This is a genomic window from Streptomyces sp. Ru73, assembly GCF_002920575.1.
In the GTDB taxonomy this organism is placed as follows: domain Bacteria; phylum Actinomycetota; class Actinomycetes; order Streptomycetales; family Streptomycetaceae; genus Streptomyces.
In genome coordinates this window covers 43799-69690 of the sequence record NZ_PQSQ01000015.1, presented here as the reverse complement: position 1 = coordinate 69690, position 25892 = coordinate 43799, and the positions used below count along the sequence as shown (strand labels likewise).

The 25892-nt window shown below is 72.7% G+C and carries 22 protein-coding genes; 10 read left to right on the top strand and 12 right to left on the bottom strand.

Annotation, left to right across the window (positions count from 1 at the left end):
• Nucleotides 1-152: 152 nt before the first annotated feature.
• On the top strand, nt 153-980 hold the full coding sequence (locus C3486_RS09935) for a class I SAM-dependent methyltransferase (RefSeq protein ID WP_103832243.1): 828 nt from the start codon (nt 153-155) through the stop codon (nt 978-980).
• A gap of 4 nt (nt 981-984) precedes the next feature.
• Here C3486_RS09935 and C3486_RS09930 read toward each other — a convergent pair whose 3' ends face one another.
• From C3486_RS09930 to mshD, 5 genes are all read right to left on the bottom strand, one after another.
• Complete coding sequence (locus C3486_RS09930; RefSeq protein ID WP_103832242.1) at nt 985-1410, bottom strand: Hsp20/alpha crystallin family protein; 426 nt, start codon at nt 1408-1410, stop codon at nt 985-987.
• A 138-nt stretch (nt 1411-1548) separates the two neighbouring features.
• Nucleotides 1549-1965, bottom strand: a complete 417-nt coding sequence (locus tag C3486_RS09925) for an NUDIX hydrolase (RefSeq protein ID WP_103832241.1) — start codon at nt 1963-1965, stop codon at nt 1549-1551.
• Nucleotides 1947-3086: a CHAD domain-containing protein gene (locus tag C3486_RS09920; RefSeq protein ID WP_103832240.1), complete on the bottom strand. Its 1140-nt coding sequence runs from the start codon at nt 3084-3086 to the stop codon at nt 1947-1949. Before C3486_RS09920 ends, C3486_RS09925 begins: the two co-directional genes overlap by 19 nt.
• Before the next feature lie 102 nt (nt 3087-3188).
• Nucleotides 3189-5441, bottom strand: a complete 2253-nt coding sequence (locus C3486_RS09915; protein WP_103832239.1) for an RNA degradosome polyphosphate kinase — start codon at nt 5439-5441, stop codon at nt 3189-3191.
• Between the two features lie 278 nt (nt 5442-5719).
• Nucleotides 5720-6649 carry a mycothiol synthase gene (mshD, locus tag C3486_RS09910; RefSeq protein WP_103832292.1) on the bottom strand — a complete coding sequence of 310 codons (930 nt, stop codon included), beginning with the start codon at nt 6647-6649 and terminating at the stop codon, nt 5720-5722.
• Between the two features lie 202 nt (nt 6650-6851).
• Here mshD and C3486_RS09905 point away from each other — a divergent pair, with 202 nt between their 5' ends.
• The 3 genes from C3486_RS09905 (at nt 6852) to C3486_RS09895 (ending at nt 11643) form a co-directional block, all read left to right on the top strand.
• A complete protein-coding gene (locus tag C3486_RS09905) occupies nt 6852-8657 on the top strand; it encodes a bifunctional UDP-sugar hydrolase/5'-nucleotidase (RefSeq protein ID WP_103832238.1) in 1806 nt (601 codons plus the stop codon).
• A 69-nt stretch (nt 8658-8726) separates the two neighbouring features.
• Nucleotides 8727-10070 carry a DUF2993 domain-containing protein gene (locus C3486_RS09900; RefSeq protein ID WP_103832237.1) on the top strand — a complete coding sequence of 448 codons (1344 nt, stop codon included), beginning with the start codon at nt 8727-8729 and terminating at the stop codon, nt 10068-10070.
• Nucleotides 10071-10185: 115 nt separating this feature from the next.
• Nucleotides 10186-11643: an FG-GAP and VCBS repeat-containing protein gene (locus tag C3486_RS09895; protein WP_103832236.1), complete on the top strand. Its 1458-nt coding sequence runs from the start codon at nt 10186-10188 to the stop codon at nt 11641-11643.
• A gap of 20 nt (nt 11644-11663) precedes the next feature.
• Here the strand turns inward: C3486_RS09895 and C3486_RS09890 are convergent, their stop codons facing one another.
• The 5 genes from C3486_RS09890 to C3486_RS09870 all read right to left on the bottom strand — a co-directional run bounded on the left by C3486_RS09890 (nt 11664) and on the right by C3486_RS09870 (nt 16945).
• Complete coding sequence (locus C3486_RS09890) at nt 11664-13049, bottom strand: cell wall metabolism sensor histidine kinase WalK (protein WP_103832291.1); 1386 nt, start codon at nt 13047-13049, stop codon at nt 11664-11666.
• Nucleotides 13050-13108: 59 nt separating this feature from the next.
• Nucleotides 13109-13843 (bottom strand): response regulator transcription factor, encoded by a 735-nt coding sequence (locus tag C3486_RS09885; RefSeq protein ID WP_103832235.1) that lies wholly within the window; start codon nt 13841-13843, stop codon nt 13109-13111.
• A gap of 73 nt (nt 13844-13916) precedes the next feature.
• Nucleotides 13917-14969, bottom strand: a complete 1053-nt coding sequence (locus C3486_RS09880) for a S1C family serine protease (RefSeq protein ID WP_103832290.1) — start codon at nt 14967-14969, stop codon at nt 13917-13919.
• A gap of 101 nt (nt 14970-15070) precedes the next feature.
• Nucleotides 15071-16096: a LacI family DNA-binding transcriptional regulator gene (locus C3486_RS09875; RefSeq protein ID WP_103832234.1), complete on the bottom strand. Its 1026-nt coding sequence runs from the start codon at nt 16094-16096 to the stop codon at nt 15071-15073.
• 24 nt (nt 16097-16120) lie between these two features.
• Nucleotides 16121-16945, bottom strand: coding sequence for a response regulator transcription factor (locus C3486_RS09870; protein WP_103832233.1), 825 nt, complete (start codon nt 16943-16945; stop codon nt 16121-16123).
• 299 nt (nt 16946-17244) lie between these two features.
• Here C3486_RS09870 and C3486_RS09865 point away from each other — a divergent pair, with 299 nt between their 5' ends.
• Nucleotides 17245-18099: an alpha/beta hydrolase gene (locus C3486_RS09865; protein WP_103832232.1), complete on the top strand. Its 855-nt coding sequence runs from the start codon at nt 17245-17247 to the stop codon at nt 18097-18099.
• Nucleotides 18100-18300: 201 nt separating this feature from the next.
• Here the strand turns inward: C3486_RS09865 and C3486_RS09860 are convergent, their stop codons facing one another.
• Both C3486_RS09860 and C3486_RS09855 read right to left on the bottom strand, forming a co-directional pair.
• Entirely contained in the window at nt 18301-20202 is a 1902-nt protein-coding gene (locus C3486_RS09860) for an ABC transporter ATP-binding protein (RefSeq protein WP_103832289.1), read from the bottom strand.
• An 89-nt stretch (nt 20203-20291) separates the two neighbouring features.
• A complete protein-coding gene (locus tag C3486_RS09855; RefSeq protein WP_103832231.1) occupies nt 20292-22025 on the bottom strand; it encodes an ABC transporter ATP-binding protein in 1734 nt (577 codons plus the stop codon).
• Nucleotides 22026-22144: 119 nt separating this feature from the next.
• Between C3486_RS09855 and C3486_RS09850 the strand changes: the two genes are divergently transcribed.
• From C3486_RS09850 to C3486_RS09835, 5 genes are all read left to right on the top strand, one after another.
• Nucleotides 22145-22441 carry a MoaD/ThiS family protein gene (locus C3486_RS09850; protein ID WP_181138504.1) on the top strand — a complete coding sequence of 99 codons (297 nt, stop codon included), beginning with the start codon at nt 22145-22147 and terminating at the stop codon, nt 22439-22441.
• Nucleotides 22442-22449: 8 nt separating this feature from the next.
• Nucleotides 22450-23670, top strand: a complete 1221-nt coding sequence (locus C3486_RS09845; protein WP_181138503.1) for a hypothetical protein — start codon at nt 22450-22452, stop codon at nt 23668-23670.
• A gap of 161 nt (nt 23671-23831) precedes the next feature.
• Nucleotides 23832-24533 (top strand): DUF2993 domain-containing protein, encoded by a 702-nt coding sequence (locus tag C3486_RS09840; RefSeq protein WP_103832229.1) that lies wholly within the window; start codon nt 23832-23834, stop codon nt 24531-24533.
• A 256-nt stretch (nt 24534-24789) separates the two neighbouring features.
• Nucleotides 24790-24897, top strand: a complete 108-nt coding sequence (locus C3486_RS38750) for a putative leader peptide (protein ID WP_361558979.1) — start codon at nt 24790-24792, stop codon at nt 24895-24897.
• A 135-nt stretch (nt 24898-25032) separates the two neighbouring features.
• Complete coding sequence (locus tag C3486_RS09835; RefSeq protein ID WP_103832228.1) at nt 25033-25878, top strand: sulfurtransferase; 846 nt, start codon at nt 25033-25035, stop codon at nt 25876-25878.
• Nucleotides 25879-25892 lie beyond the last annotated feature (14 nt).

The window sequence follows — 25892 nt, the reverse complement described above, 5'->3', positions numbered from 1 at the left end:
GAAATCCGGCGCAAAAACACCTCTCAACCGCCCAACAACGGAAGCGGCCGAGCCATTTCCCGCCGGGCCCCGGAGCCCGCCCTCTTTGCCAAAGCGTGACCCTCGCCGGTCGGCCGCCCGGCCGCCCGGCGTACAGCGCATAAAGTCTTGTCATGGCCCGCAGCTCCTCCCCGCCCCCTTCCGCACGCCCGGTGGGGAACGCCACCCGCGGGACCACCAACCCCAACCGGCTGCGCCGCATGGACCGCTGGATCGCCGCCGCGCACGGCCCGCAGCTGCGCCGCACCGCCGACCCGGTCGCCGTCGACCTCGGGTACGGGGCCGCGCCCTGGACCGCGGTCGAGCTGCTGGGGCGGCTGCGGACGGCGCACGGGGGTGCGCAGGTGGTGGGCGTCGAGATCGATCCGGAGCGGGTCGTGGCGGCGCGGCCGTACGAGCGGGACGGGCTGGTCTTCCTGCACGGCGGCTTCGAGGTGCCGCTGCCGGGCGCCCCCGGCCGCGCCCCCGCGCTGATCCGCGCGGCGAACGTGCTGCGGCAGTACGACGAGGCGGAGGTCGCCGGGGTCTGGGCGCGGCTGTGCGCGCGGCTGGCGCCGGGCGGGCTGCTGGTGGAGGGCACCTGCGACGAGATCGGGCGCCGGCACGTCTGGGTCGCGCTCGGCCCCGAGGGGCCCCGCACGGTCACCTTCGCGGCCCGGCTCGGCTCCCTGGAAACCCCTTCCGACCTGGCGGAACGCCTGCCCAAGGCGCTGATCCACCGGAATGTGCCGGGCGAGCCGGTGCACGCCTTCCTGCGGGACTTCGACCGCGCCTGGGCGGCCGCGGCGCCGTACGGCGCGCTCGGCGCCCGGCAGCGCTGGATCCGGTCGGTCCAGGCGCTGCGGGACGCCGGCTGGCCGCTGGCCGACGGGCCGCGCCGCTGGCGCCTGGGTGAGGTCACCGTCCGCTGGACGGCGCTGGCGCCGCGCGGCGCGGCCTGAGGGCTCAGCCCTGGATCTGCTTCGGTTCGCCCTTGCCGCCGCTGATCTCGATGCGGCGCGGCTTGGCCTGCTCCGCGACCGGGATGCGCAGGGTGAGGACGCCGTTGTCGTACGAGGCGTCGATGCGCTCGGTGTCCAGGCTGTCGCCCAGGAAGAGCTGGCGGCTGAACGTACCGGTGGTGCGCTCCGCCGCGATCAGCTCGGCGTTCTCGGGCGCGGGCGAACGGCGCTCGGCACGGACGGTGAGGACGTTGCGCTCGACGTCCAGGGCGATGCTCTCCGGGTCGACGCCGGGGAGGTCGAAGTGGACGACGAAGGTGTCGTCAGCGCGGTAGGCATCCATCTGCAGGGTCGCCGGCCGCGTCGTCGTACCGAACAGCTGCTGGGTGAGCCGGTCGAATTCACGGAACGGATCGGTACGCATGAGCATCACGGGTCATCTCCTTCCCACAACGCTGTCTGCTGACTGCGATGCCCTTCGCCATCCGGTATAGCTCCGCGAAGGAAAATTGACAAGCCCCGACTCAAGTCAGTCGAGGCTTGTTCGGCAGGGCGGAAAAAAGCCAGGTCAGGCCGTGTGCAGCGCGTCCATGAGGGCGTCGACGAGCGGCCGGTCCCGGTCCTGGGTGAGCAGCTCGCGCGCCTCGGCGGGCGGCAGCCAGCGCACCCGGTCGACCTCGTCGTTGGCGGCGAACGCGCCGCCGCACGCCTCGGCCGCCCAGTAGCGGACCTCCTTGGGGCGGCCGTTCACCTCGTAGTGCGCGGACGGCAGCTCGGGGCCCGGCCGGCAGTCCATGCCGGTCTCCTCGGCGACCTCGCGGACCGCCGCCGCGCGTGCCTCCTCACCCCGCTTCAGCTTGCCCTTCGGGTGCGACCAGTCGTCGTACTTCGGCCGGTGCACCAGGGCGATCTCCAGCCCGCCCGGTGCCGGCGCGTGCCGCCACAGGACGCAGCCCGCCGCGCGGATCACCGTTCCGTCGGGCATACGGTCCTCCAGGCCCGGGTGAAGGCGTACCGGGCGGCCTCGACCTCGTGCCGCTGGTCGGCGTGGAGCACGCCGAGCGCGTAGGCGGTGGCCGGGGCGATGCGCGGGGTGCGGGCGGCGGCGGAGGCGGCAGCGGCGGCCTCGGCCGCGTCCCGGTGCCGCTCCAGCGCCCGGCCCGCCTCCACCAGCCGCAGGTCGGTGACGCCGCCGTCGGCGACCTCCTGCGCGTACCTGCTGTGCCGCAGCAGCAGCCGGACCTGGTGCCAGGGGGCGTCGTGCCGGTCGTCGGCGGCCAGCGCGGCGGCGTTGTACGGGTGCCCGGCGCGGGACAGCGGCAGCGCGGCGACGGCCTCGGCCAGCCGGCGGTGCGCCTGCTCGGCCAGCGGGGGCAGCGCCTCGGTGGCCGGCCGGTCGGCGGCGTTCTTGTCCAGCGGGGCCTCGGAGGCGAGCACCGCCACCGCGTCGGCGACGGCGTGGAAGCGCGAGGAGCCGAGGGCCTGGAGGGCAGCGGAGTGGGCGCGGGTGCGCGCGAGGGTCAGCTGCCGGTCCAGCAGCGCGCCGGCCCGTGCGGCCCCGGCGGCGGTCGTGGCGGCCGGGTCCTTGGGGTCGCGGGTCCGCTCCTCGCGACCCCGGCCGGTGCGCGGGCCGGGGTCGCCGGCCGCCGCCGCGCGGGACGGCGTGCGCGGCGCCGGGGTGCCGTTCTCGGGCGCTCTGGTGCCGCCGGCCGGCTCGGCGGGTCCGGCCACCCGGTGCAGCGCGGCCAGCAGGCGTTCGAGCCGGTCGGCGTAGGAGTGCTCGCGGGCCAGGGTGCCGGACAGCCAGCCCAGTTCGGACCTGAGCTGGTCGGCCCAGCACTCGTCGGTCAGCGGCCGGAAGGTGTGCAGGGCGCCGCTGATCCGGCGGGCCGCCGCGCGCAGCTCACGGGCCGCTTCTCCGCTGCTGCGCGCGTCGGAGCCGCTCTCGCGGTGCAGCCGCAGGGCGCGCAGGAACGCCGTCGACTGCTCGTGCAGATAGGCGGAGAGCACCTCGCCCGCCGTGGCCCGGTCGGGCCCCGGCACCGCGCCGAGCAGGCCGGCCGGTGCCGATACGGACGCGGTGCCGCGGTTCGCTCCGTGCGTCATGCCGTCCTCCTCACGGTGACCGTGGCGGCCGGGCACGCGACGGCGGCCGGACCGGCCGCGGCGGCCGCGCGTGCACGGCTCCGTTCGCAGGGCGGGGAGAGGTCAGGTCGCAAGGCCACGCCGGCGCCTCCGGGCGTCGATGAGCATTTCTTGTACGTTCCGCAGCGGCCTGCCGTCCGCGTCGGCCGCGTGCCGTGTCCAGTTGCCGTCCGGGCCGAGGTGCCACGACGAGGTGGCGTCCGACATGCCCGTCTCCAGCAGGCGGTTGAGCGCGGCGCGGTGGCCGGGGTCGGTGACCCGTACCAGCGCCTCGATCCGCCGGTCGAGGTTGCGGTGCATCATGTCCGCGCTGCCCAGCCATACTTCCGGCTCCCCTCCGTTGCCGAAGACGAACACCCGTGAGTGCTCGAGGAAGCGGCCCAGGACGCTGCGGACCCGGATGTTCTCGCTGAGGCCCGGCACGCCCGGCCGCAGTGCACAGATCCCGCGTACCCAGACGTCGACCGGTACACCGGCCTGCGAGGCGCGGTACAGGGCGTCGACGACGGCCTCGTCCACCATGGAGTTGACCTTGATGCGGACGTACGCGGGGTGGCCGGCGCGGTGGTGCGCGATCTCCTTGGTGATGCGCTGGACCAGGCCGTCGCGCAGCGAGGTGGGGGCGACCAGCAGCCGCCGGTAGGTCTCGCGGCGGGAGTAGCCGGAGAGCCGGTTGAAGAGGTCGGAGAGGTCGGCGCCCACCTGCGGGTCGGCGGTGAGCAGTCCGATGTCCTCGTACAGCCGGGCCGTCTTGGGGTGGTAGTTGCCGGTGCCCACGTGGGAGTAGCGGCGCAGCATCTCGCCTTCCTGGCGGACGACCAGGGAGAGCTTGCAGTGCGTCTTGAGGCCGACCAGCCCGTAGACGACGTGGCAGCCGGCCTCCTCCAGCTTCCGGGCCCACTTGATGTTGGCCTGCTCGTCGAAGCGGGCCTTGATCTCGACCAGGACGAGGACCTGCTTGCCGGACTCGGCCGCGTCTATGAGGGCGTCGACGATCGGGGAGTCGCCGGAGGTGCGGTAGAGCGTCTGCTTGATCGCGAGGACGTGCGGGTCGGCCGCCGCCTGCTCCAGGAAGGCCTGTACGGAGGTGGAGAAGCTGTCGTACGGGTGGTGCAGCAGGACGTCGCGGGCGCGCAGCGCGGCGAAGACGTCGGGCGCGGAGGCGGACTCGACCTCGGCGAGGTCGCGGTGGGTGCCGGCGACGAACTTGGGGTACTTCAGCTCCGGCCGGTCCTGGGCCGCGATGCCGAAGAGGCCGGTCAGGTCCAGCGGGCCCGGCAGCGGGTAGACCTCGGCCTCGGAGATCTTCAGCTCCTGGACGAGCAGGTCCAGGACGGCGGGGTCGATGGACTCCTCGACCTCCAGCCGGACCGGCGGCCCGAAGCGGCGCCGCAGCAGCTCCTTCTCCAGGGCCTTGAGGAGGTTCTCCGCGTCGTCCTCCTCGACCTCCAGGTCCTCGTTGCGGGTGACCCGGAACATGTGGTGCGCGCGCACCTCCATGCCCGGGAACAGCTCCTCCAGGTGGGCCGCGATGACGTCCTCTATGGGGACGTAGCGCTGCGGGGACGCCTCCAGGAAGCGGGAGAGCAGCGGCGGGACCTTGACCCGGGCGAAGTGGTCGTGGCCGCTGACGGGGTTGCGCACCACCACGGCGAGGTTCAGCGAGAGGCCCGAGATGTACGGGAAGGGGTGCGCCGGGTCCACGGCCAGCGGGGTCAGCACGGGGAAGATCTGGTGCCGGAAGAGGGTGAACAGGCGGGCCTGTTCCTTCTCGGTCAGCTCGGGCCAGCGGATCAGGTGGATGCCGGCGCCGGCCAGCTCGGGGGCGACGTCCTGCTGGTAGCAGGCGGCGTGCCGGGCCATGAGCTCGCGGGAGCGGGTCCAGATCAGGTCCAGCACCTCGCGGGGCTGCAGCCCGGAGGCGGAGCGGGTGGCGACCCCGGTGGCGATCCGGCGCTTGAGGCCCGCGACCCGGACCATGAAGAACTCGTCCAGGTTGGATGCGAAGATCGCCAGGAACTTGGCGCGTTCCAGCAGCGGCGTGGCCGGGTCCTCGGCCAGCTCCAGGACCCGTTCGTTGAACGCGAGCCAGCTGCGCTCACGGTCCAGGAAACGGCCGGCGGGCAGCTCCTCGCCGTCGTCGCCCAGCGCTCCGTCGACGTCGTACGCGTCGAGATCGGCGTCGAGGTCCGGTTCCAGCTCGGGCAGGGAGGCGGCGACCGTGTTCGGGCGGTGCGCGGCGATCGAACCGACCGAGGGCTGCGCCTGTGCGGACGGCGTCTGGGGCGTGGCCTGGGCGCTGGTCTGCTGGTCCATGGCCTCATTCTTCCGCGCTTCCGGGCGGGAAAGCGCGTCGGGAGGCGGTGGGGCGGCCCGGAGCCATCGGTCACCGGCCGGCTGCGCGGAGGGCTGCATTCAGTGATGCTCGCAAGCGAGTTTGAATCGCCGGTAACGCGGACATGGCGGACAGGCAAGCGGGGGGCTACCCGGAGGCGATTTCCCGGTGCCGGGCGGCGCCGCAGCGGCGGGCCCATCGGCCCGCCGCCCGCTCATGACACACCGTCAACAGCCTTGCCTGCGCGTATCGCTGTGCGTCACAGCTCGGTCCGGTACATCAGGTCCGTCTCGTGCGTGACGAAGCCGAGGCGCTCGTAGACGGTGACGGCCGGGACGTTGTCCGCGTCGACGTAGAGCATCGCCGTCGGCACGCCCTCGGCGGCCAGGTGCCGCAGCCCGATCGCGGTGAGTGCCTTGCCGAGCCCGCCGCCCTGCGCCTCGGGCCGTACGCCGACGACGTAGACCTCGCCCCGGCCCTCCTCGGCGTGCTTCTTCGTCCAGTGGAAGCCGACCAGCTCACCGGCCTTCTCGGCCAGGAAGAAGCCCTTGGGGTCGAACCACGGCTCGGCCTTGCGGTCGTCCAGGTCACGCTGGGTGAGCGAGCCCTGCTCGGGGTGGTGCGCGAAGGCCGCGGCGTTGGCGGCGAGCCAGGCGGCGTCGTCCGTGCCGGGCTGGAAGGTGCGGACGGTGACGCCCTCGGGGAGCACCGGCTCGGGCAGGTCCAGCCCGGACAGCGGGCGGCGCATCTGCCGCAGCTCGCGGAAGAGGGTCAGGCCCAGGGTCTGCGCGAGGTGGCGGGCGGCGGGGTGGCCGCCGTGCGCCCACAGCCGCAGCCGCCGCCCGGACTCCTCCAGCAGCGCGCTGCCGAGCTTGCGGCCCAGGCCCTGGCCGCGGAACTCGGGGTGCACGACCAGCTCGGCGGCGGGCGCCTCGACCGGGTCCGTGCCCTCCAGCTGCCCGTATCCGGCGATGCGGTCGCCCTCGGCCCGGACGAGGAGGTGCTTGACGCCCTCCCGGTGGCCGCCGCGCAGCTGCAGCCGCCCCTGCTCGGAGACGGCGGGCTGCCCGTCCGTCCGTGCCGCCGTCTCGATCAGCTCCAGTACGGCACCGGCCACGTCCGGCGTGAGCGCGTCCAGTACCTGCATGCCCCGGCCGGGCCGGCCCGTTCCCTGTGCAGCGTCAGTCATGCCCCGAAGGGTACGGCGCGGGGCCCGGCCGGTGACCACCGCCGTCGTCCACGCACCCTGCGCCGGGCCCGCCGGCGGGCGGTGAGCGGCCTCCGCACCGCAACCGTCCCTTAACCCGTCGCCCCTGTTGCGCTACGCGCGTTGACCGTAGGCTTCCGGTCGCTCACCACTCCTCATCCGCAGTCCACAAGGGGGACGAGACATGTCAGTCACTCCGCACCGGCGCCGCCCCTGGCGCCGTCTTGCGGCCGCCGCGACGGTGCTGGCCGCCGCGGCCGGCGTCACGGCGGCGGCCCTGCCCGCCGGCGCCGGCACCCCCGGCGGGCCCGGCCACTCCTCGCGCACCGTCGACGTGCAGCTGCTCTCGTTCAATGACTTCCACGGCAACCTGGAGCCGCCGCAGGGCTCGTCCGGCACCGTGGAGGAGGAGCAGGCCGACGGCAGCCGGAAGAAGGTCGAGGCCGGCGGCGTCGAGTACCTGGCGAACGCGCTGCGCACGGCCCGCAGGGGCCACCCGTACTCCGTCACGGCCGCGGCCGGCGACCTGGTCGGCGCGAGCCCGCTGCTCTCGGGCCTGTTCCACGACGAGCCGACCGTGGAGGCGATGAACAAGCTGGAGCTGGACGTCACCAGCGTCGGCAACCACGAGTTCGACGAGGGCCGCGCTGAGCTGGCCCGGCTGCAGAACGGCGGCTGCCACCCGAAGGACGGCTGCTACGAGAAGGGGCGGACCTTCGGGGGCGCCGACTACCCCTACCTCGCCGCGAACGTCACCGACGAGAAGACCGGCAAGCCCATCCTGAAGCCGTACACGGTCTGGCGGCACAACGGCGTGCGGATCGGCTTCATCGGGGTCACCCTGGAGGGCACGCCCGACATCGTCAGCGCCGAGGGCGTGAAGGGCCTGAAGTTCCACGACGAGGCCGAGACCATCGACAAGTACGCCAAGGTGCTGCGCAAGCAGGGCGTGAAGTCGGTCGTCGCGCTGATCCACGAGGGCGGGGCGCCCGCCTCCACCGCGTACAACTACGACTGCGACAGCCCCGGTCCCGGCGACGGGATATCCGGGCCGATCACCGAGATCGCCAAGAAGGTGACGCCGGACGTCGACGCGCTGGTCACCGGCCACACCCACCAGGCGTACGCGTGCACCATCCCCGACCCGGCCGGGCAGCCGCGGATGGTCACCTCGGCCTCCTCCTTCGGCAAGCTCTACACCGACACCACGCTGACGTACGACCGGAAGACCAAGGACATCGTGCGCACGGCCGTGAAGTCGGCCAACCACGTGGTGGACCGCACCCAGCCCAGGGCGGCGGACATGACCGCGCTGATCAAGCGCTGGGACAGGCTGGCCGCGCCGGTCGCGAGCAAGCCGGTCGGCCACATCTCCGCCGACATCGCGGGCCGCGGCGCGAGCACCCCCGAGTCGCCGCTCGGCGACGTCATCGCCGACGCGCAGCTGGAGGCGACGGCGGACAGCGGTGAGGGCGGCGCGCAGCTGGCCCTGATGAACCCCGGCGGCATCCGCTCCGACCTGGCGTTCAAGGCGTCGGGCAGCGAGGGCGACGGGGTGGTGACGTACGGCGAGGCGTTCACCGTGCAGCCGTTCACCAACATGATGAACGTGGTCTCGCTGACCGGGAAGCAGCTGCTCACCGCGCTCCAGCAGCAGGTGAGCGGCCCGAACCAGAGCTCGCCCAAGATCCTCCAGGTGTCGAAGGGCCTCACCTACACCCTCGACATGACCAAGTCCGGCGCCGACCGGATCGTCGCGGACTCGGTGAAGCTGAACGGCGCGCCGCTGGACCCGGCGAAGACCTACCGGGTCGCGATGAACGAGTTCCTGGCGGGCGGCGGCGACGGCTTCACCGCGTTCAAGGAGGGCACCGACAAGTACGTCGGCCCGTCCGACCTGGACGCCTTCACCGCGTACCTCGGCGCGCACTCCTCGGCGTCCGGCCCGCTGGACCCGCCGAAGGCGGACCGCATCACCGTGGTGAAGTAACCGTTCATATCCCCACTTACCGGCAGTAGGACTTGCGTTCGATGGCCGTACGCATGGTGGGATGTGCCGATGCGACCCCCCACACGCATATCCGCATCACCTGCACCCCAGGACGCGCGGGAAGCAGCTGAGCCCCGCGCGTCCGAGGCCGCCCCCGGCGGGCCCGGCGACACCCGCGAGTTCGCGCCGGTCAACCCGTACGCGGAGCTCGCCGGGCTGGCCGACCCCGAGCCGGACCTGGGCCCCGCGCGCCGCCACCTCGACGCGCGCGACGACAGTGACGACCCCCTGGGGCTCGGGCTGCGCCCGGACACCGAGGACGACGACGCCTGGTCCCCGCCCAACCACCGCAAGTCCCGGCGCGGCCGCGGCTGGTTCGCCGCCGTGCCGCTCGCCGCGAAGCTGGTCGCCACCGTCCTGGTGGCGGCCTCCTTCGCCGGTCTCGCCGACCGGTTCGCCGTGCTCTACGCGCAGAACAAGGCGGCCGAGAAGCTCAAGGACTCGCTGCACCTGGCGGCCGACCCCGAGGTGGACATCGAGGGCTTCCCCTTCCTCACCCAGGTCGCCGACAAGCGGCTGGACCGGGTGCGGGTGACCATCCCCGACCTCGCCGCCGACCGGGTCTCGCTCGCCAAGTTCGAGGCGACGGCGGAGGACGTCACCCTCGACGGCGACCTGCCCACCTCGCTCAAGGGCGGCACCGTCGGCCGGATGCACGGCGACGTCCTGCTCTCCTTCGAGGACATGAACCGCGAACTGGGCGCCTCACAGGTGAAGTTCAGCGAGCTGGGGCCGGACGCGGTACGCGCCGAGGGCGGACTGCCGATCGCCGGGCACGAACTGCGGATGCACGCCACGGCCCGCATCCGGCAGGCCGGCGACCGCGGCATCTCCACCGAGATCAGCGGGATGCGGCTGGACATCGGCGACATCGCCGTCTACCGCCCCGGCACCGGCAAGGGCGAGGGACTGCAGCTCACCCGCAAGACGGCCCGCCGGCTCAGCCAGGAGGCGGCCAAGATCAAGGCCATGCTCGGCGTGCCGGCCATCGCCGACCGCATCGGCATCCCGCCCGCGACCATCGACGCCGCGCTGCACAACGAGCAGAAGCTGCACGACCTCATCGGCACGCCCCGCTTCATCGGCAAGCTGATGAAGGTCAACCTCGTCGACGTGGTGGCCGACCACCCCTGGCTGCTGAGGAAGGTCGGCATCGACCCGAAGATCCTCGGCGGCCTCGCCGGGCTCACCAAGCCGGAGATCGCCGACCGCTTCGACCTCTCCTTCCGCCTCCCGGCCACCCCCGGTGACGTACGGCTGCGCACCATCTCCGTGGAGCGCGACGGCATCCGCGCCCGGCTCTCGGGCAAGGACCTTCCGTTCGGGGACACCGCGAAAAACGGGCAGCGCTAAGGGACTTCAGGGGCAGATGAGGCGTGTGCGTACAACCACGCGCGCACCACTGACGTCGTAGGGGGTGTACGGCAGGTGCACCCGGGGTGTCCGGGTGCCGACCACAGGAGGAACTGTGCGCCACCGCTCCACCCCCACCGCAGCGCGCTGCGCCGTGGTGGCCGCCCTGATCACCGCCCCGCTCGCGCTCGCCGCCCCGGCGACCGCGGCCCCCGCCGACGCCGCCGCGGCCGCCGCGGCCAAGGGCCCGGCCGGTACCGCACCCCAGGCGGACTTCAACCACGACGGCTACGCCGACATCGTTGCCGGCGCGCCCGAGGCCACCGTCGGCGGCAAGGCCAAGGCCGGTTACGTCACCGTGGTCTACGGCTCCGCCTCCGGCGCGGCCACCGGCAAGCACCAGGTCATCAGCCTCGCCACCCCGGGCGTGCCCGGCGACCCCGGCGAGAACAACCGGTTCGGCGACCGCACCGTCGCCCGCGACCTGGACGGCGACGGCACCAGCGACCTCGCCGTCAACGGCGGCGGCAAGGCCTACGTCCTGTGGGGCTCCACCGACGGCAAGGGCGGCGCCGCCACCCTCCAGGGCACCGACGGCGGCAACCTCACCGCCGGTGACTTCGACGGCGACGGCCACGCCGACCTGGTCTCCGACACCGACGGCGACGGGACCGAGTCCTCCGGGCTGCACGTGATGTACGGGCCGTTCACCCGGGCCGGCGCGCCCGCCCGGACCGCCGACCTCCTGACCGACCACCTCTTCCGCTCCTCGGAACTGGTGGCCGGCGACCTCACCGGGGACGGCCGGGACGACCTGGTCAGCATGCACGAGTTCGAGGAGCGGTCGGAGTCCAGCGAGCTGTGGAAGGGCGGCAAGGACGGCCTCGCCACCACCTCCACCGCGCTGCCGGACGCGGCGTCGGCCACCGTCGGCGACGTCGACAAGGACGGTTACGGCGACCTCATATACCGCCCGGTCCCCGGCGGCGTCGTCGAGGACCTCCCGTACGACAAGGGCACCGTCAAGGTCGCGTACGGCTCGCCGGACGGCCCGGGCAAGCGCACCACGACGCTCACCCAGGACAGCGCGGGCGTACCCGGTGCCGGCGAGGAGGGCGACCAGTTCGGCTACTCGCTCAGCGCGGGCGACGTGAACGGCGACGGGTACGCGGACGTCGCGGTCGGCGTCCCGTACGAGGACCTGACCTCCGCCTCCGGCGCGAACCTGAAGGACGCGGGCAGCACCGTCCTGCTCAAGGGCGGCAAGGGCGGCCTGACCGGCACCGGCGCGCAGTCCTTCCACCAGGACACCGCGGGCGTCCCGGGCGTCGCCGAGGCCGGTGACCGGTTCGGCGAGGCGGTCTCGCTGCTGGACACCGACGGCGACGGCAAGGCCGACCTCGCGGCCGGCGCGCCGGGCGAGGACGGCACGACCCCGAAGAACACCGGCGCGGTGTGGGCCCTCCGCGGTGCCACCACCGGGCTGACCACGAAGGGCGTGGTCTCCTACGGTCCCGGTGCGCTCGGCGGCCCCGAGGCGGGCGCGGCGCTGGGGTCGGGCTTCGCCCGCTGAGCCGCTTCGCCCGCTGAACCTCACCCGGCCGTCGGCGGCTCCTCCGGGGGCGGCACCGCGGCCCCCGGCAGGGTGAGTTCCGCCAGCGTGCCGCCGCCCTCGGCGGGGCGCAGCCGGACGCCGCCGCCGGCCTGCTGGGCGGTGCGGGCCACGATCGACAGCCCGAGGCCGCTGCCCGGCAGGCTGCGCGCGGAGGGCGAGCGCCAGAACCGCTCGAAGACGTGCGGGAGTTCGTGCGCCGGAATGCCGGGGCCGTGGTCCCGCACGGTCAGCAGGCCGTCCTTGAGGCGCACCTCGACCGTGCCGCCGGACGGGCTGAACTTCACGGCGTTGTCCAGCAGGTTGACCACGGCGCGCTCCAGCGCCGCCGGGTCGGCCCGTACGTACCAGGGGTCCAGGGCGGCGTCGAGGGTGAGGGACGGGCCGCGCAGCCGGGCCCGCTCCAGCGCCGCCGCCGCGATGTCGTGCAGCGCGACGACCGGCGGCGCGCTCTGCCCCGCGGCCCCGTGGTCGGGCGTCCTGGACAGCTCCTGGAGATCGCCGATGAGCGCGGCCAGCTCGCCCATCTGGGCCTTCACCGAGTCCAGCAGGGCGAGCTTGTCCTCGGCCGGGATGGCCCGGCCGGTGCGCTCGCTGCGCTCCAGCAGGTCGATGTTGGTGCGCAGCGAGGTCAGCGGGGTACGCAGCTCGTGGCCCGCGTCCGCGATGAGCTGCGCCTGGAGGTCGCGGGAGGCGGCGAGCGCCGCGGTCATGGAGTTGAAGGACCGGGAGAGCCGGGCGATCTCGTCCTCGCCCTCGGTGGGGATGCGGACCGCCAGGTCCTCCGTGCGGGCGACGTGCTCGACGGCGGCGGTGAGCCGGTCCACCGGCTTCAGGCCCGCCCTGGCCACCCACAGGCCGGTGGTCGCCGCGCCCAGCACGCCCACCCCGCACACGATCAGCAGGACCAGCGCGAGCTGGTTCAGCGGCCGGGTGACCTGGTCCATGGGCGCGGCGACGGACACCGCCACCTGGTTGCCGAACGCGTCGGTGGCCGGGCCGTCGTACGGCTTCGTGGACACCCGCATCTCCGCGCCGTCGGCGGCCCGTGCGGTGTGCAGCGCCTCGGGGGCACTGCCCCGCGCGACCTGGACGTCCGCGGCCGAAGCGGGGATCTGCGACTTCTCCGAGGAGGTGCACACCCGGCCGTCCACCGACACCAGCTGCACCGTGTACGGCGTGGGCGGGAAGCGCACGCCCTGGGTGATGCCGTTGCACTCGGCGCTCAGCGCCCGTACGTACGAGCCGTCCACGCTGACCTTGCTCAGCGTCCCGTCCAACTGCTCGGTGAGCCGGTCGCGGGTGATCACCCAGCAGGCGGCGGCCGAGGCGGCCACCGCGAGCGCGACGGCGAGCGCGGTGAGCATCGCCAGCCGGGACCGCAGGGGCAGCCGGCGGTAGCGCTGGGCCGCCCTCTCGCGCAGGTTCACTCGGCACCGCCGGACCGCAGGACGTACCCGACGCCGCGCACCGTGTGCACCAGCCGCGGCTCGCCACCCGCCTCGGTCTTGCGCCGCAGGTACATCACGTACACGTCCAGGGAGTTGGAGGAGGGCTCGAAGTCGAAGCCCCAGACGGCCTTGAGGATCTGCTCACGGGTGAGGACCTGGCGCGGATGGGCCAGGAACATCTCCAGCAGGGTGAACTCGGTGCGGGTCAGCTCCACCGGACGGCCGCCGCGGGTGACTTCGCGGGTGGCCAGGTTCATCGTCAGGTCGGCGAAGGTGAGCGTGTCACCCTCGTCGGGCGTGGCGCCGGCCGCCGCAGCGTACGAACTGCGGCGCAGCAGCGCCCGGATGCGGGCCAGCAGCTCGTCCAGCTCGAACGGCTTGACCAGGTAGTCGTCGGCGCCCGCGTCCAGTCCGGTGACCCGGTCGCCGACCGTGTCGCGGGCCGTGAGCATCAGGATCGGCACGGTCAGCCCGCTCGCGCGCAGCCTGCGGGCCGCGGTCAGGCCGTCCATCCGCGGCATCAGCACGTCCAGCACGATCAGTTCGGGCCGGAAAGCGGCCACCTTCTCCACCGCGTCCAGGCCGTCGACGGCCTCCTCGGTGGCGTACCCCTCGAAGGCGAGCGACCGCCGCAGCGCCTCGCGGACGGCGGGCTCGTCGTCGACGATCAGGATGCGGGCGGACGTCTCGCCCTGCTCGGCGGCGCTCATGGGTGTCGGGTCCTCGGTATGTACGGGAAGCGGACGGTTGCGTCCCCAGCTTCTCAGGTGCGGCCGCCGCTCCTCAGCTGCCGCTGCCGCCGGAGCGCAGGTTGTCCAGGTCGGCCTTGACGGTGTTGATCGGGATGGCGAAGCCGAGGCCGACGCTGCCGGCGGTGCTGCTGGTGGCGTTGGACGGCGAGTACATGGCGGAGTTGATGCCGATGATCCGGCCGGACATGTCGATCAGGGCACCGCCGGAGTTGCCGGGGTTGAGCGAGGCATCGGTCTGTATCGCCTTGTAGGACGTGGTCGAGTCGCCGGTGTCACCGTTGTACTGGTTGCCGCCGAACTCGAACGGCCACGGTATGTCGCCCTGGCCCTGCTGCTGTTGCTGCTGGCCCTGGTCCTCCTTGGGCACGGTCACGTCGCGGTTGAGCGCGGAGACGATGCCGCTGGTCACCGAGCCGGTGAGCCCCTCGGGCGAGCCGATCGCGACGACCTGGTCGCCGACCGCCAGCTTGCTGGAGTCGCCGAGGGTGGCGTGCGTGAGGTCCTTGGCGCCCTTGACCTTGATCAGCGCCAGGTCCTTGTCCGGGTCGGTGCCCACGACCCGCGCGGTCCTGGTCGAGCCGTCGCTGAAGGAGACGGAGACGGTGTCCGCGCCGGAGACCACGTGGTTGTTGGTGATGATCTCGCCGTCGCCGGTGAGGACGACGCCGGAGCCGGTGGACCGGCCGTCGGCGGTCCGGGCCTTGATCTCGACGATGGCGGGGCTGACCGCCTTCGCCACCGAGGAGACCCCGTTGCCGGTGGTGGCGCCCGCGTTGACCACGGCGGTGCTCTGGCCGCTGCTGCCGGCGCCCTGCGTGGCGCCCTCGATGAGCGCGGCACTGCCGCCGCCGATCAGACCGGAGGCCAGCGCGACCGCCGCGATCAGCGCGACGGGGCGGCGCATCCGGCGGCGCGGGGCGTCCTCGGGACCACCGTCGGCGGGCGCGCCCGGCGGAGCGTACGGGGGCGGCGGCGGACAGGCCGCCTGCCCCTGGCCGTACGGGCCGAAGGACGCGTACGGGGTCGACCGACGGGTGTCGTACTGCGGGGTCTCTTCGCCGCTTCGGCGGTAGCTCTCGGTCATGTCCACCACTCTGCGAGCCGTGCATGAGAAGGAGCTGAGAGCACCCTGAGAGGTCCGGCAGAAGTCGGTATGCCCGGTATAAAGACGCCCCCGCGCGGAGGTCAGCCCCCGCAGCCGCAGGACCGGCGGACCACCAGCCGGGACGGGTACTGGCGCAGCCGCTCCCGGCGCGACCCGGCCAGCCGCAGCGCGTCGTCCAGCACCAGGTCCACCGCCGTACGGGCCATCGCCTCACGGTCCGAGCCGATCGTGGTGAGCGGCGGATCGGTCAGCGCCGCCTCCTTCACGTCGTCGAAGCCCGCCACCGCCAGCTCGCCCGGCACGTCGATGCGCAGCTCACGCGCCGCGCGCAGCACGGCGATGGCCTGGTCGTCGGTGGCGCACATGATCGCCGGCGGCCGGTCCGGGCCGTCGAGCAGCTTCAGCGCGAGCGGATACGCCTCGTAGCGGTTGTACGGAGCCTGGAAGTACCGGCCCTCGGTCGAGCGGCCGGCCTCCTGCATGGCCCGCTGCCAGCCCTTGACGTGGTCGGTGACCGGGTCGCCGGACTTCGGCGTCTCCTCCAGACCGCCGAAGAACGCGACGTAGGGGTGGCCGTGCTCCAGCAGGTGGCGGGTGGCGAGCTGGGCGCCGCCGATGTCGTCCGCCATGACGGCGACGTCGTCGATCGCGTCCGGCCGGCGGTGCAGCAGCACCACACGGGCGTCCCAGGTGTCGATCTCGGCGGCGGCGTGCTCACTAGGGCCCTGGCTGATCAGGATGAGCCCCGCGACCCGCATCCCGAGGAAGGCGCGGAGGTAGTGGACCTCGCGCTCGTCCTCGTAGTTGGCGTTGCCGACCAGCACCATCTTGCCGCGCTCGGAGGCGGCACGCTCCACCGCGTGCGCCATCTCCGCGAAGAACGGCTGCCGGGTGTCGGGAACGATGAGCCCTATGAGGTCGGTACGCCGGGAGGCCATGGCCTGCGCGACGCGGTCCGGCCGGTAGCCCAGCTCCTTGATCGCGGCGAGCACCCGCTCGCGCGTGGCCGGGGCGACCGGCCTCGGTCCGTTGTTGATGACGTAACTCACCACGGCGGTGGACGTCCCCGCCAGCCTCGCCACATCATCCCGCGTCACCTTGGCCACGCGCGGCAGTCTACGCGGGTGGTGCTAGCGGTCGGCAGGGCGTGCGCCGCTGGTCGCCGCGCTCCGGTCGGCGGCGTGCTCGCGGGCCTCGTCCGCGGCCCCGGCGGCCGGGCGCCCGGTCTGCTGCGCGGCCTGCTGCGCGGCCTTCCCCTTGGCCTCCTCGGCGGCCCGCTCGACCTTCTCCGGTACGACGAAGCGGTAGCCGACATTGCGCACGGTGCCGATGAGCGACTCGTGCTCCGGGCCGAGCTTGGCGCGCAGCCGCCGTACGTGCACGTCGACGGTGCGCGTACCGCCGAAGTAGTCGTACCCCCAGACCTCCTGCAGCAGCTGGGCGCGGGTGAAGACCCGGCCCGGGTGCTGCGCGAGGTACTTCAGGAGCTCGAACTCCTTGAAGGTCAGGTCCAGCACCCGGCCCTTGAGCTTGGCGCTGTAGGTCGCCTCGTCCACGGACAGGTCACCGGTGCGGATCTCCATCGGGCTGTCGTCCGTGGAGATCTGCTGGCGGCCCATGGCGAGCCGGAGCCGCGCCTCGACCTCGGCGGGCCCCGCGGTGTCGAGCAGGACGTCGTCGATGCCCCAGTCGGCGGTGACGGCGGCGAGGCCGCCCTCGGTCACGACGAGGACGAGGGGACAGCCGGGGCCGGTGGAGCGCAGCAGCTGGCAGAGCGACCGGACCTGCGGGAGGTCGCGGCGGCCGTCGATGAGGATGACGTCGGCGCCGGGGGTGTCCACCAGGGCCGGGCCCTCGGCCGGAGCGACGCGCACGCTGTGCAGCAGGAGGCCGAGCGCGGGCAGCACTTCCGTGGAGGGCTGGAGAGCGTTGGTCAGGAGGAGCAGCGAGCTCATCGTCGCTCACCGCCCGTCCGGGTCGTCCGTCGTTGCCTGTCCGTTCGGTGTTCCTGCACGCTTCGCTCGCCCATCGGTTCCTCCTCGGTCCCTGCCTGCGAGGACGTTTGCGGCACTGCTTCTCACATCGCGGGCCCCGCGCCGTTGCGAGGTTCGCGTGCCTCCGGAACGTGAGCGCTTCGGTACGCTCCGCGCCCAAGGAGCACACCTGCGCTCATCCGCGCGCGGCGCGTCTGAAAGCACAAAAGGATCCGGGGGCTACGCTGCCCGGATCCTTCATGCCCGCCAGAATAGCCCACATGTCTTCCCAGCCGTCGGCCGACTTTGCGCGATCTTGTGTTCCTTCGATCACTTCGAGTGGTCGGCGCGTGTCCTTGTTGACGGACGACGGCGTGTGCATCGAGGCCGAGTACACCCCCCGGCGCCCGGCCCGCGCCGGCGCCCCGGCCGCCGCCCCCGACGGCCTCGTCGTGGTCCTCGCGCACGGCTTCACCGGCTCCCTCGACCGCCCCGCGCTGCGCCGCGCCGCCGCCGTGTTCGCGCAGCACAGCCCCGTGGTCACGTTCTCCTTCCGGGGGCACGGCCGATCGGGCGGGCGGTCCACGGTGGGCGACCGGGAGGTGCTGGACCTGGCGGCCGCGGTGCGCTGGGCGCGCATCCTGGGCCACACCCGGGTGGCGACCGTGGGCTTCTCGATGGGCGGCTCGGTGGTGATCCGGCACGCCGCCGAGTACCGCCAGGCGCACGAGGGGCGCACAGGTGCGCACACCGACATGGTGGTGGCGGTGAGCGCCCCTGCTCGCTGGTACTACCGGGGTACCGCGGCGATGCGGCGGCTGCACTGGGTGGTGGAGCGGCCGCTGGGCCGCCTGGTGGGCCGGCTCGGGCTGCACACCCGCATCCACTCCCGCGGCTGGGACCCGGTGCCCCTCTCCCCCACCGAGGCGGCGCCGCTGATCGCCCCGACCCCGCTGCTGATCGTGCACGGCGACCGCGACCCGTACTTCCCGCTCGACCACCCCCGCGCCCTCGCGGCCGCCGCCGCCCCCGACTCCACCGACCTCTGGATCGAACCCGGCTACGGCCACGCGGAAAACGCCGCACCCCCAGAACTCCTGACCCGCATCGCGAGCTGGCTCAACGAACACGGGTGAGGGGCGGCTTCCCCGACTCCATCACGACGCGGGGTACGCACCTGTCCCCCCTGCCCAGCGGCGTACCGCTCCCCCCCCCCGCCGCCTCCCCCTCAGCCGTACCGTTTCCCCCGCCTTCTCCCCCATGGGGGATTTTTGGGGTCCCCTTCTCAACACAGTACGGGGAGGGTCTGACAGCGGCGGGCGGGCGCGGCAGAGGTCTCAGTCCGTCTCCGCGACCGCCTCGGCGAACTGGGCCGCGTACAGGCGCGCGTAGGCGCCGTCGGCGGCCAGCAGGGCGTCGTGCGTGCCCTGTTCGACGATCGTGCCGGACTCCATGACCAGGATCAGGTCGGCGTCGCGGATCGTGGACAGGCGGTGCGCGATCACGAAGCTCGTCCGGCCCGCGCGCAGCTGCGCCATGGCCTGCTGGATGAGCAGCTCGGTACGGGTGTCCACCGAGCTGGTCGCCTCGTCCAGCACCAGGATCGCGGGCTCGGCGAGGAACGCGCGGGCGATGGTGATCAGCTGCTTCTCGCCGACCGAGACGTTGCCGCCCTCCTCGTCGATGACGGTGTCGTAGCCGTCCGGGAGGGTGCGTACGAAGCGGTCCACGTGGGTGGCCTTCGCGGCCTCCACGATCTTGTCCATCGAGGTGCCCTCGGGCGCGCCGTACGCGATGTTCTCGGCGATGGTCCCGCCGAAGAGCCAGGTGTCCTGGAGCACCATCCCGATGTTCGCGCGCAGCTCCTCGCGGGCCATCGCGGCGATGTCCACGCCGTCCAGTGTGATCCGGCCGCCGGTCACCTCGTAGAACCGCATGAGCAGGTTGACCAGCGTCGTCTTGCCGGCGCCGGTGGGGCCGACGATGGCCACCGTCTGGCCGGGGCTGACCGCGAGCGACAGGTCCTCGATGAGCGGCTTCTCGGGGTCGTACCGGAAGGAGACGTGCTCGAAGGCGACCCTGCCCGACACGTGGCCGGGGCGCGGGGCCTCCTTCGCGTCCGGCTCCTGCTCGTCGGCGTCCAGCAGCTCGAAGACCCGCTCGGCCGAGGCGACGCCGGACTGCACCAGGTTGGCCATCGAGGCGACCTGGGTGAGCGGCTGGCTGAACTGCCGGGAGTACTGGATGAACGCCTGCACGTCGCCGATGGAGAGCGCGCCGGCCGCGACGCGGAGGCCGCCGACCACGGCCACCAGGACGTAGTTGAGGTTGCCGATGAACATCATCGCGGGCTGGATGACGCCCGAGATGAACTGCGCCCGGAAGCCCGCCTCGTAGAGCGCCTCGTTCTCCTTGCGGAAGAGCTCGGCGGACTCCTGCTGCCGGCCGAAGACCTTGACCAGCGAGTGGCCGGTGTACATCTCCTCGATGTGCGCGTTCAGCTTGCCGGTGGTCTTCCACTGCTGGACGAACTGCGGCTGCGCCCGCTTGCCGATCCGGGTCGCGACGACCACCGAGACCGGCACGGTGACCAGCGCGACCAGGGCCAGCAGCGGCGAGATCCAGAACATCATCGCCAGCACGCCGACGATGGTCAGCAGCGAGGCGACGACCTGGCTGAACGTCTGCTGGAAGGTCTGCTGGATGTTGTCGATGTCGTTGGTGGCGCGGGAGAGCACCTCGCCGCGCGGCTGCTTGTCGAAGTAGCTCAGCGGCAGCCGGGCCAGCTTCTCCTCGACCTGCTCGCGCAGCCGGAAGACGGTGCGCTGGACGACCTTGGTGACGATGCGGGCCTGTACGAAGCCGAACGCCGAGGAGGCCAGGTAGATCAGCAGTACCCACAGCAGGACGGTGCCGACCGCGCCGAAGTCGATGCCGTGGCCGGGGTTCACCGGCATCGTGCCGAGGATGTCGGCGAGCCCGTCCTTGCCCTGGTGGCGCAGGGCCTCGACGGCCTGTTCCTTGGTGATGCCGGCGGGGAGCTGACGGCCGACGATGCCGGCCATGATCAGGTCGGTGGCGTGGCCGAGCACCTTGGGTCCGGCGACGGTCAGGGCCACGCTGATCGTGCCGAGCACGAGCGCGACCGTGACGATGCCGCGCTCGGGCCGTATCTGGCGCAGCAGCCGCTTGCCCGAGCCCTTGAAGTCCATGGACTTCTCGGTGGGCTGGCCGCCCATGAAGCGGGCCGGGCCCGCGCCGGGTCTGGGGCCCGCCGTCCGCTGCGGGGCCGCGCCCTTGTCCGGGGTGCCGCCCTTGGCCGGGGTACTCACGCCGCCTCCTGCTCGGTGAGCTGGGAGAGCACGATCTCCCGGTACGTCTCGTTGTCCGCCATCAGTTCGGTGTGCGTGCCGGTGCCGACGACGCGGCCCTCGTCGAGCACCACGATCCGGTCGGCGTTGCGGATGGTCGACACCCGCTGCGCGACGATCACCACGGTCGCCCGGCCGGTCTCGCGGGCCAGCGCGGCCCGCAGGGCGGCGTCGGTGGCGTAGTCCAGCGCGGAGAAGGAGTCGTCGAAGAGGTAGATCTCGGGCCTGCGGACCAGCGCGCGGGCGATGGCCAGGCGCTGCCGCTGGCCGCCGGAGACGTTGGTGCCGCCCTGCGCGATCTCGGCGTCGAGGCCGCCGTCCATGCGCTCGACGAAGTCGCGGGCCTGCGCGGTCTCCAGCGCGTGCCAGAGTTCCTCGTCGGTGGCGTCGGGCTTGCCGTAGCGCAGGTTGCTCGCGACGGTCCCGGAGAAGAGGTACGGCTTCTGCGGTACGAGGCCGATGGCGTCGGAGAGGGTGCGCGGGTCGAGGTCGCGTACGTCCTCGCCGTCCACCAGCACGGTGCCGCCGGTCGCGTCGAACAGCCGGGGCACCAGGCCGAGGAGGGTGGACTTGCCGCTGCCGGTGGAGCCGATGACGGCGGTGGTCTCGCCGGGGCGGGCCACGAGGGACACGTCCTTGAGGACGGGTTCTTCGGCGCCGGGGTAGCGGAATTCGACGTCCCGCAGTTCCAGCTCGCCGTGGCGGCGCAGTTCGGTGACGCCGGCGGCGGGCGGGGTGACGCTGGTGTCGGTGGCGAGCACTTCCTGGATGCGTTCGGCGCAGACCTCGGCGCGCGGCAGCATCATGACCATGAACGTCGCCATCATGATCGACATCAGGATGTACATGAGGTAGCTGAGGAAGGCGGTCAGCGCGCCGATCTCCATGCCGCCGCTGTCGATGCGGTGGCCGCCGAACCAGACGACGGCCACGCTGGAGACGTTCACGATCAGCATGACCAGCGGGAACATCATGGACATCAGACGCCCTGCGCGCAGCGAGACGTCGTAGAGGTCGGTGTTGGCGCCCTCGAAGCGGGTCCGCTCGTGCTGGTCGCGGACGAAGGCGCGGATGACCCGGATGCCGGTGATCTGTTCGCGCAGTACGCGGTTGACGGTGTCGATGCGCTCCTGCACGCCCCGGAAGAGCGGGCGCATCCGCCGTACGATCAGCGCCACCAGGACGCCGAGTACGGGGACGATGACCAGGAGCAGTCCGGAGAGCGGCACGTCCTGGTTGAGGGCCATGACGACGCCGCCGATCATCATGATGGGCGCGGCGACCATCATGGTGAAGGTCATCAGCACCAGCATCTGGACCTGCTGGACGTCGTTGGTGGTGCGGGTGATGAGCGAGGGCGCGCCGAAGGAGCCCAGCTCGCGCGCGGAGAAGGACTGCACCCGGTCGAAGACCGCGGCCCGGATGTCCCGGCCCAGGGCCATGGCGGTGCGGGCGCCGAAGTAGACGGCGCCGATCGCGCAGACGATCTGCAGCAGCGTCACGGCGATCATGAGGCCGCCGGTCTGCAGGATGTAGCCGGTGTCGCCTTGGACGACACCGTTGTCAATGATCTCGGCGTTGAGGGTCGGCAGATAGAGCGTGGCCAGCGTCTGGACGAGCTGGAGCAGCACGATCAGGGATATCGAGCGTCTGTGGGGGCGCAAATGCGCCATGGCGAGTCGGACCAGCACCCGCCGAAGCCTATGCGAGCGTTTCGTCGCAGCAACCGATATTTCTGTCATACGAAGGTCCCGGTCCGAGGCTTTGCCAAGGCTTGCCCGGAGCCGCGCGCCCGCCCGCGTACGCCATCATGGAGGCGGCAACGAACGAGAAGGGGCCGTCCGTGACAACAACAGGCACCGTGCGCTACTGGGCGGCGGCGAAGGCCGCGGCCGGCACGGCCGAGGAGCCGTACGCCGCGAGCACGCTCGCCGAGGCACTGGAGGCGGCGCGCGCGGCACACGCCGGGAACCCGGAGTTCGCCCGCGTCCTCGCGCGCTGTTCGTTCCTCGTCGACGGCACCGCCGTCGGCAGCCGCGACCACGCCGCGGTCCCACTGTCCCAGGGCGGCACCGTCGAGGTCCTCCCGCCGTTCGCGGGAGGATGAGCGCCGAGATGAGCGACCAGCAGCACGACCCTTACGGACAGCGGTACGGCTCCTACGGGGGCCCGGTGCAGGACGACGGTGCGTACGGCGGTCACGGGTACGGCTACGGGCAGGGCGGCGGAGCGCCGCAGGCCCCGTACGGCCACGCCCAGGACCCGTACGCCGGCGCGCCCGCCCCGTACACCGACCCTTACGCGCAGCCGCAGGCGCCGTACGCCGATCCCCAGGCGCCGTACGACCGGCCGCAGCAGCCTTCCTACGGCGAGCCGCAGGCTCCGTACGCCCAGCCGCAGGCGTCGTACGCCGCGCCGCAGACCCAGACCTGGGACGGAGCGACCTGGGAGACCGAGGCGGGTCAGCCGGCGCATGCCTCGGCCGCGGCGGCGACCGACCGGTTCCCGGCCCAGCCGGCACCGGCGCCGCAGCCCGCCGCGCACGAGGAGCCCGCGCCGGCCGACGACGACCTCTCGCACCTCGCGCCGAACCAGCGCGCCCGTGCCCTCGGCCTCTCGCCGGTCATCCCGCCGGGCTTCCAGCCGGCCGTGCTCACCGCGGGCCTCGCCGTGCTGCTCGCGCTGGCGGCGCCGCTGCCCCGGCTGTTCCCGGCCGCTGTGGTCGCGGTCCTGCAGGCGGTCACGGCGGCCGGCTGGTTCCGGCTGAACGGCATGTGGCCGGCCCGCCAGGGCATCGCGCTGGCGTTCCTGGGCGGTCTGGTCACCGATGTGGCGCTGCTGGTCACCGACCGCGCTGACGCGCCCGTGGTGGGCATCGGCACGCTCGGCGTCTGGTGCCTGCTCGTCCTCGTCCTGCAGCTGCGCAACCGCCAGAGCGCGGACGAGCGGATGTACGCGCTGACGGCGGGGCTGGCCTCCTCCGCGCTGGCGGTGCTCGCCGCCGGCCACCTGGCGGCCGCACCGCACGCCACGGTGACCGGTGCCGCGGCGGTGGCGGTGGCTGTGCTCGCCCGGGCGCTGCCGCTGCCGGGCCCCGTCTCGCTGGTGCTGGCGCTGCTGGCCGCGACCGGCGCGGGCATCGCGGCCGGTCAGTTCGGCGGCCACGGCGCGGCCGGCGCGTTCCTCGGCCTCGCGGCCGGCGGCTGCGCGCTCATCGGCCTGCGGGTCGCCAGCTACGACTACCCCTCGCGGTTCGTGCACCTGACGGCCGGCGTCGCGCTGCCGCTGGCGCTCGCCGCCCCCGCGGTCTACGTGCTGGGCCGCGTCCTGGGCTGACCCCCCTCCGTCCGCGGACGGACAACTTTCCCGGCGGTCACGGGAACCTCATCCGGCCGGTCACGCTCCCTAGGGGGGAGGGTGACCGGCCGGTTCGTGCCGTCGCGCGAGGTGCCCGGTTAGGCTCGGCGTCACACCGAAGCATGGGGGGAAGGGGTTCGATGCGTGCTCTGAGAGGGCTCTTGGTGCTGCTGGTCGTGCTCGGCGGGCTGTTCGTGGCCGCCGACCGGCTCGCGGTGAACTTCGCCGAGGACAAGGCCGCCGAGAAGATCCGCGGCAGCCTGGGCCTGGCCGAGGCGCCACAGGTGTCGATCAAGGGCTTCCCCTTCCTCACCCAGGTCGCGGGCCACAGCCTCACCGAGGTCGACGCCTCGCTCGGCGCCATCGAGGCCAGCGCCGAGGGCCACCGCCTGCGGGTCAAGGAGCTGTCGGCACAGTTCCACGACGTACGGCTCAGCGGCGACTACACCTCCGTCGAGAGCGCGGCCTCGGCGACCGGCGAGGCCCGGATCGGGTACGACGACCTGACGCGGGCGGCCGGGGACGGCGTCCGTATCTCCTACGGCGGCGCGGGCGGCGGCAAGAGCCAGGTCAAGATCTCCCCGGACGTTCCCGTGCTGGACTCCCTCGACGTGGTCGGCACGGTCTCCACGGTGGGCGGCGACACGATACGGCTGCGTGCCGACAAGCTGCCGACGCTGTGCACCGCGATCCCCGGCTGCGAGGACAAGGTCCGGGCCCGTACGGACCACGACTGGAAGCTGGGCGAGCTGCCGGCCGGGCTGAAGCTGGACAAGGTGACGACCACCCGGGACGGCATAGCGATCTCCGCGACCGGCACGGACGTCAAGCTCACGGGCTGATCCGCCGGGCTCCCGGGCCGGCCGTGCTCCTGGCCTGACGCCCCCGGGCCGGCCCTCCGGGCCGAGCGCCGGGGCGGGAGCGTCCAGTAGCTGAGACAGCGCTGTCCGTACCGCGACCCGCCGAGGCCGTCCCGCCCGCCGCCGGACGGCCCGCGCACGGTCGGCCCCGCCCTCCGGTTTCACATCACGGACATACTCGTCTCACCATTCGACACACCGGTGACACGCCCCGCCGTCCCTCTTTACGATCGGTGGCATGCAGAGCCTGATGAGCCGTTCCCGTACGCGGGGACAGGCGGATCTCACGAAGCGGCGGGCAGTCGACCTGTGCCGCGTCGCCGCCATGCTCTGTCGTTCTGTCTGACGGGTTCTGCCACCCGTTCTCCCGGCCCGCGAGGCCATTCCGCTTGTATTCCCGCGCAGCGCCGCGCGCCTTCCGATGCCGCCGCGCGCAACCCGGCGTACCCGCGCATCCGCAACTGCCCCGGAGGAGAAACTCATGAGCCGTAGCGACGTCCTCGTCGACGCCGACTGGGTCGAGGCCCACATCGACGACCCCAAGGTGGTCATCGTCGAGGTGGACGAGGACACCTCGGCCTACGACAAGAACCACATCAAGAACGCGGTCCGCATCGACTGGCAGCAGGACCTGCAGGACCCGGTGCGCCGTGACTTCGTCGACCAGGAGGGCTTCGAGAAGCTCCTGTCGGAGAAGGGCATCGCCAACGACGACACCGTCGTCCTCTACGGCGGCAACAACAACTGGTTCGCCTCCTACGCGTACTGGTACTTCAAGCTCTACGGCCACCAGGACGTCAAGCTCCTCGACGGCGGCCGCAAGAAGTGGGAGCTGGACTCCCGCGACCTGGTCGACGGCTCGCAGGTGCCGAACCGCCCGAAGACCGAGTACAAGGCCAAGCCGCAGGACACCTCGATCCGCGCCTTCCGCGACGACGTCGTGAACGCGATCGGCAACAAGAACCTGGTGGACGTCCGCTCCCCCGACGAGTTCAGCGGCAAGCTGCTCGCCCCGGCGCACCTCCCGCAGGAGCAGTCGCAGCGTCCCGGCCACGTGCCGAGCGCCCGCAACATCCCGTGGTCGAAGAACGCCAACGACGACGGCACCTTCAAGTCCGACGAGGAGCTCAAGGCCCTCTACGAGGACGAGCAGGTCGACCTGGCCAAGGACACCATCGCCTACTGCCGCATCGGTGAGCGCTCCGCGCTGACCTGGTTCGTGCTGCACGAGCTCCTGGGCCAGGAGAACGTCAAGAACTACGACGGCTCCTGGACCGAGTACGGCTCGCTGGTGGGCGTGCCGATCGAGCTCGGCGCCAACAAGTAAGCCCCGACCCTTCC

Coding starts and splice junctions, on each gene's coding strand:
- mshD (WP_103832292.1), bottom strand. CDS start 6,649: ATGACTGACGCTGCACAGGGAACGGGCCGGCCCGGCCGGGGCATGCAG.
- C3486_RS09920 (WP_103832240.1), bottom strand. CDS start 3,086: ATGACGCACGGAGCGAACCGCGGCACCGCGTCCGTATCGGCACCGGCC.
- C3486_RS09845 (WP_181138503.1), top strand. CDS start 22,450: ATGAGCGACCAGCAGCACGACCCTTACGGACAGCGGTACGGCTCCTAC.
- C3486_RS09905 (WP_103832238.1), top strand. CDS start 6,852: ATGTCAGTCACTCCGCACCGGCGCCGCCCCTGGCGCCGTCTTGCGGCC.
- C3486_RS09860 (WP_103832289.1), bottom strand. CDS start 20,202: ATGGGCGGCCAGCCCACCGAGAAGTCCATGGACTTCAAGGGCTCGGGC.
- C3486_RS09890 (WP_103832291.1), bottom strand. CDS start 13,049: ATGCTCACCGCGCTCGCCGTCGCGCTCGCGGTGGCCGCCTCGGCCGCC.
- C3486_RS09870 (WP_103832233.1), bottom strand. CDS start 16,945: ATGAGCTCGCTGCTCCTCCTGACCAACGCTCTCCAGCCCTCCACGGAA.
- C3486_RS09930 (WP_103832242.1), bottom strand. CDS start 1,410: ATGCTCATGCGTACCGATCCGTTCCGTGAATTCGACCGGCTCACCCAG.
- C3486_RS38750 (WP_361558979.1), top strand. CDS start 24,790: ATGCAGAGCCTGATGAGCCGTTCCCGTACGCGGGGACAGGCGGATCTC.
- C3486_RS09840 (WP_103832229.1), top strand. CDS start 23,832: ATGCGTGCTCTGAGAGGGCTCTTGGTGCTGCTGGTCGTGCTCGGCGGG.
- C3486_RS09880 (WP_103832290.1), bottom strand. CDS start 14,969: ATGACCGAGAGCTACCGCCGAAGCGGCGAAGAGACCCCGCAGTACGAC.
- C3486_RS09835 (WP_103832228.1), top strand. CDS start 25,033: ATGAGCCGTAGCGACGTCCTCGTCGACGCCGACTGGGTCGAGGCCCAC.
- C3486_RS09885 (WP_103832235.1), bottom strand. CDS start 13,843: ATGAGCGCCGCCGAGCAGGGCGAGACGTCCGCCCGCATCCTGATCGTC.
- C3486_RS09850 (WP_181138504.1), top strand. CDS start 22,145: ATGGAGGCGGCAACGAACGAGAAGGGGCCGTCCGTGACAACAACAGGC.
- C3486_RS09915 (WP_103832239.1), bottom strand. CDS start 5,441: ATGGACCAGCAGACCAGCGCCCAGGCCACGCCCCAGACGCCGTCCGCA.
- C3486_RS09900 (WP_103832237.1), top strand. CDS start 8,727: ATGCGACCCCCCACACGCATATCCGCATCACCTGCACCCCAGGACGCG.
- C3486_RS09865 (WP_103832232.1), top strand. CDS start 17,245: ATGTCTTCCCAGCCGTCGGCCGACTTTGCGCGATCTTGTGTTCCTTCG.
- C3486_RS09925 (WP_103832241.1), bottom strand. CDS start 1,965: ATGCCCGACGGAACGGTGATCCGCGCGGCGGGCTGCGTCCTGTGGCGG.
- C3486_RS09935 (WP_103832243.1), top strand. CDS start 153: ATGGCCCGCAGCTCCTCCCCGCCCCCTTCCGCACGCCCGGTGGGGAAC.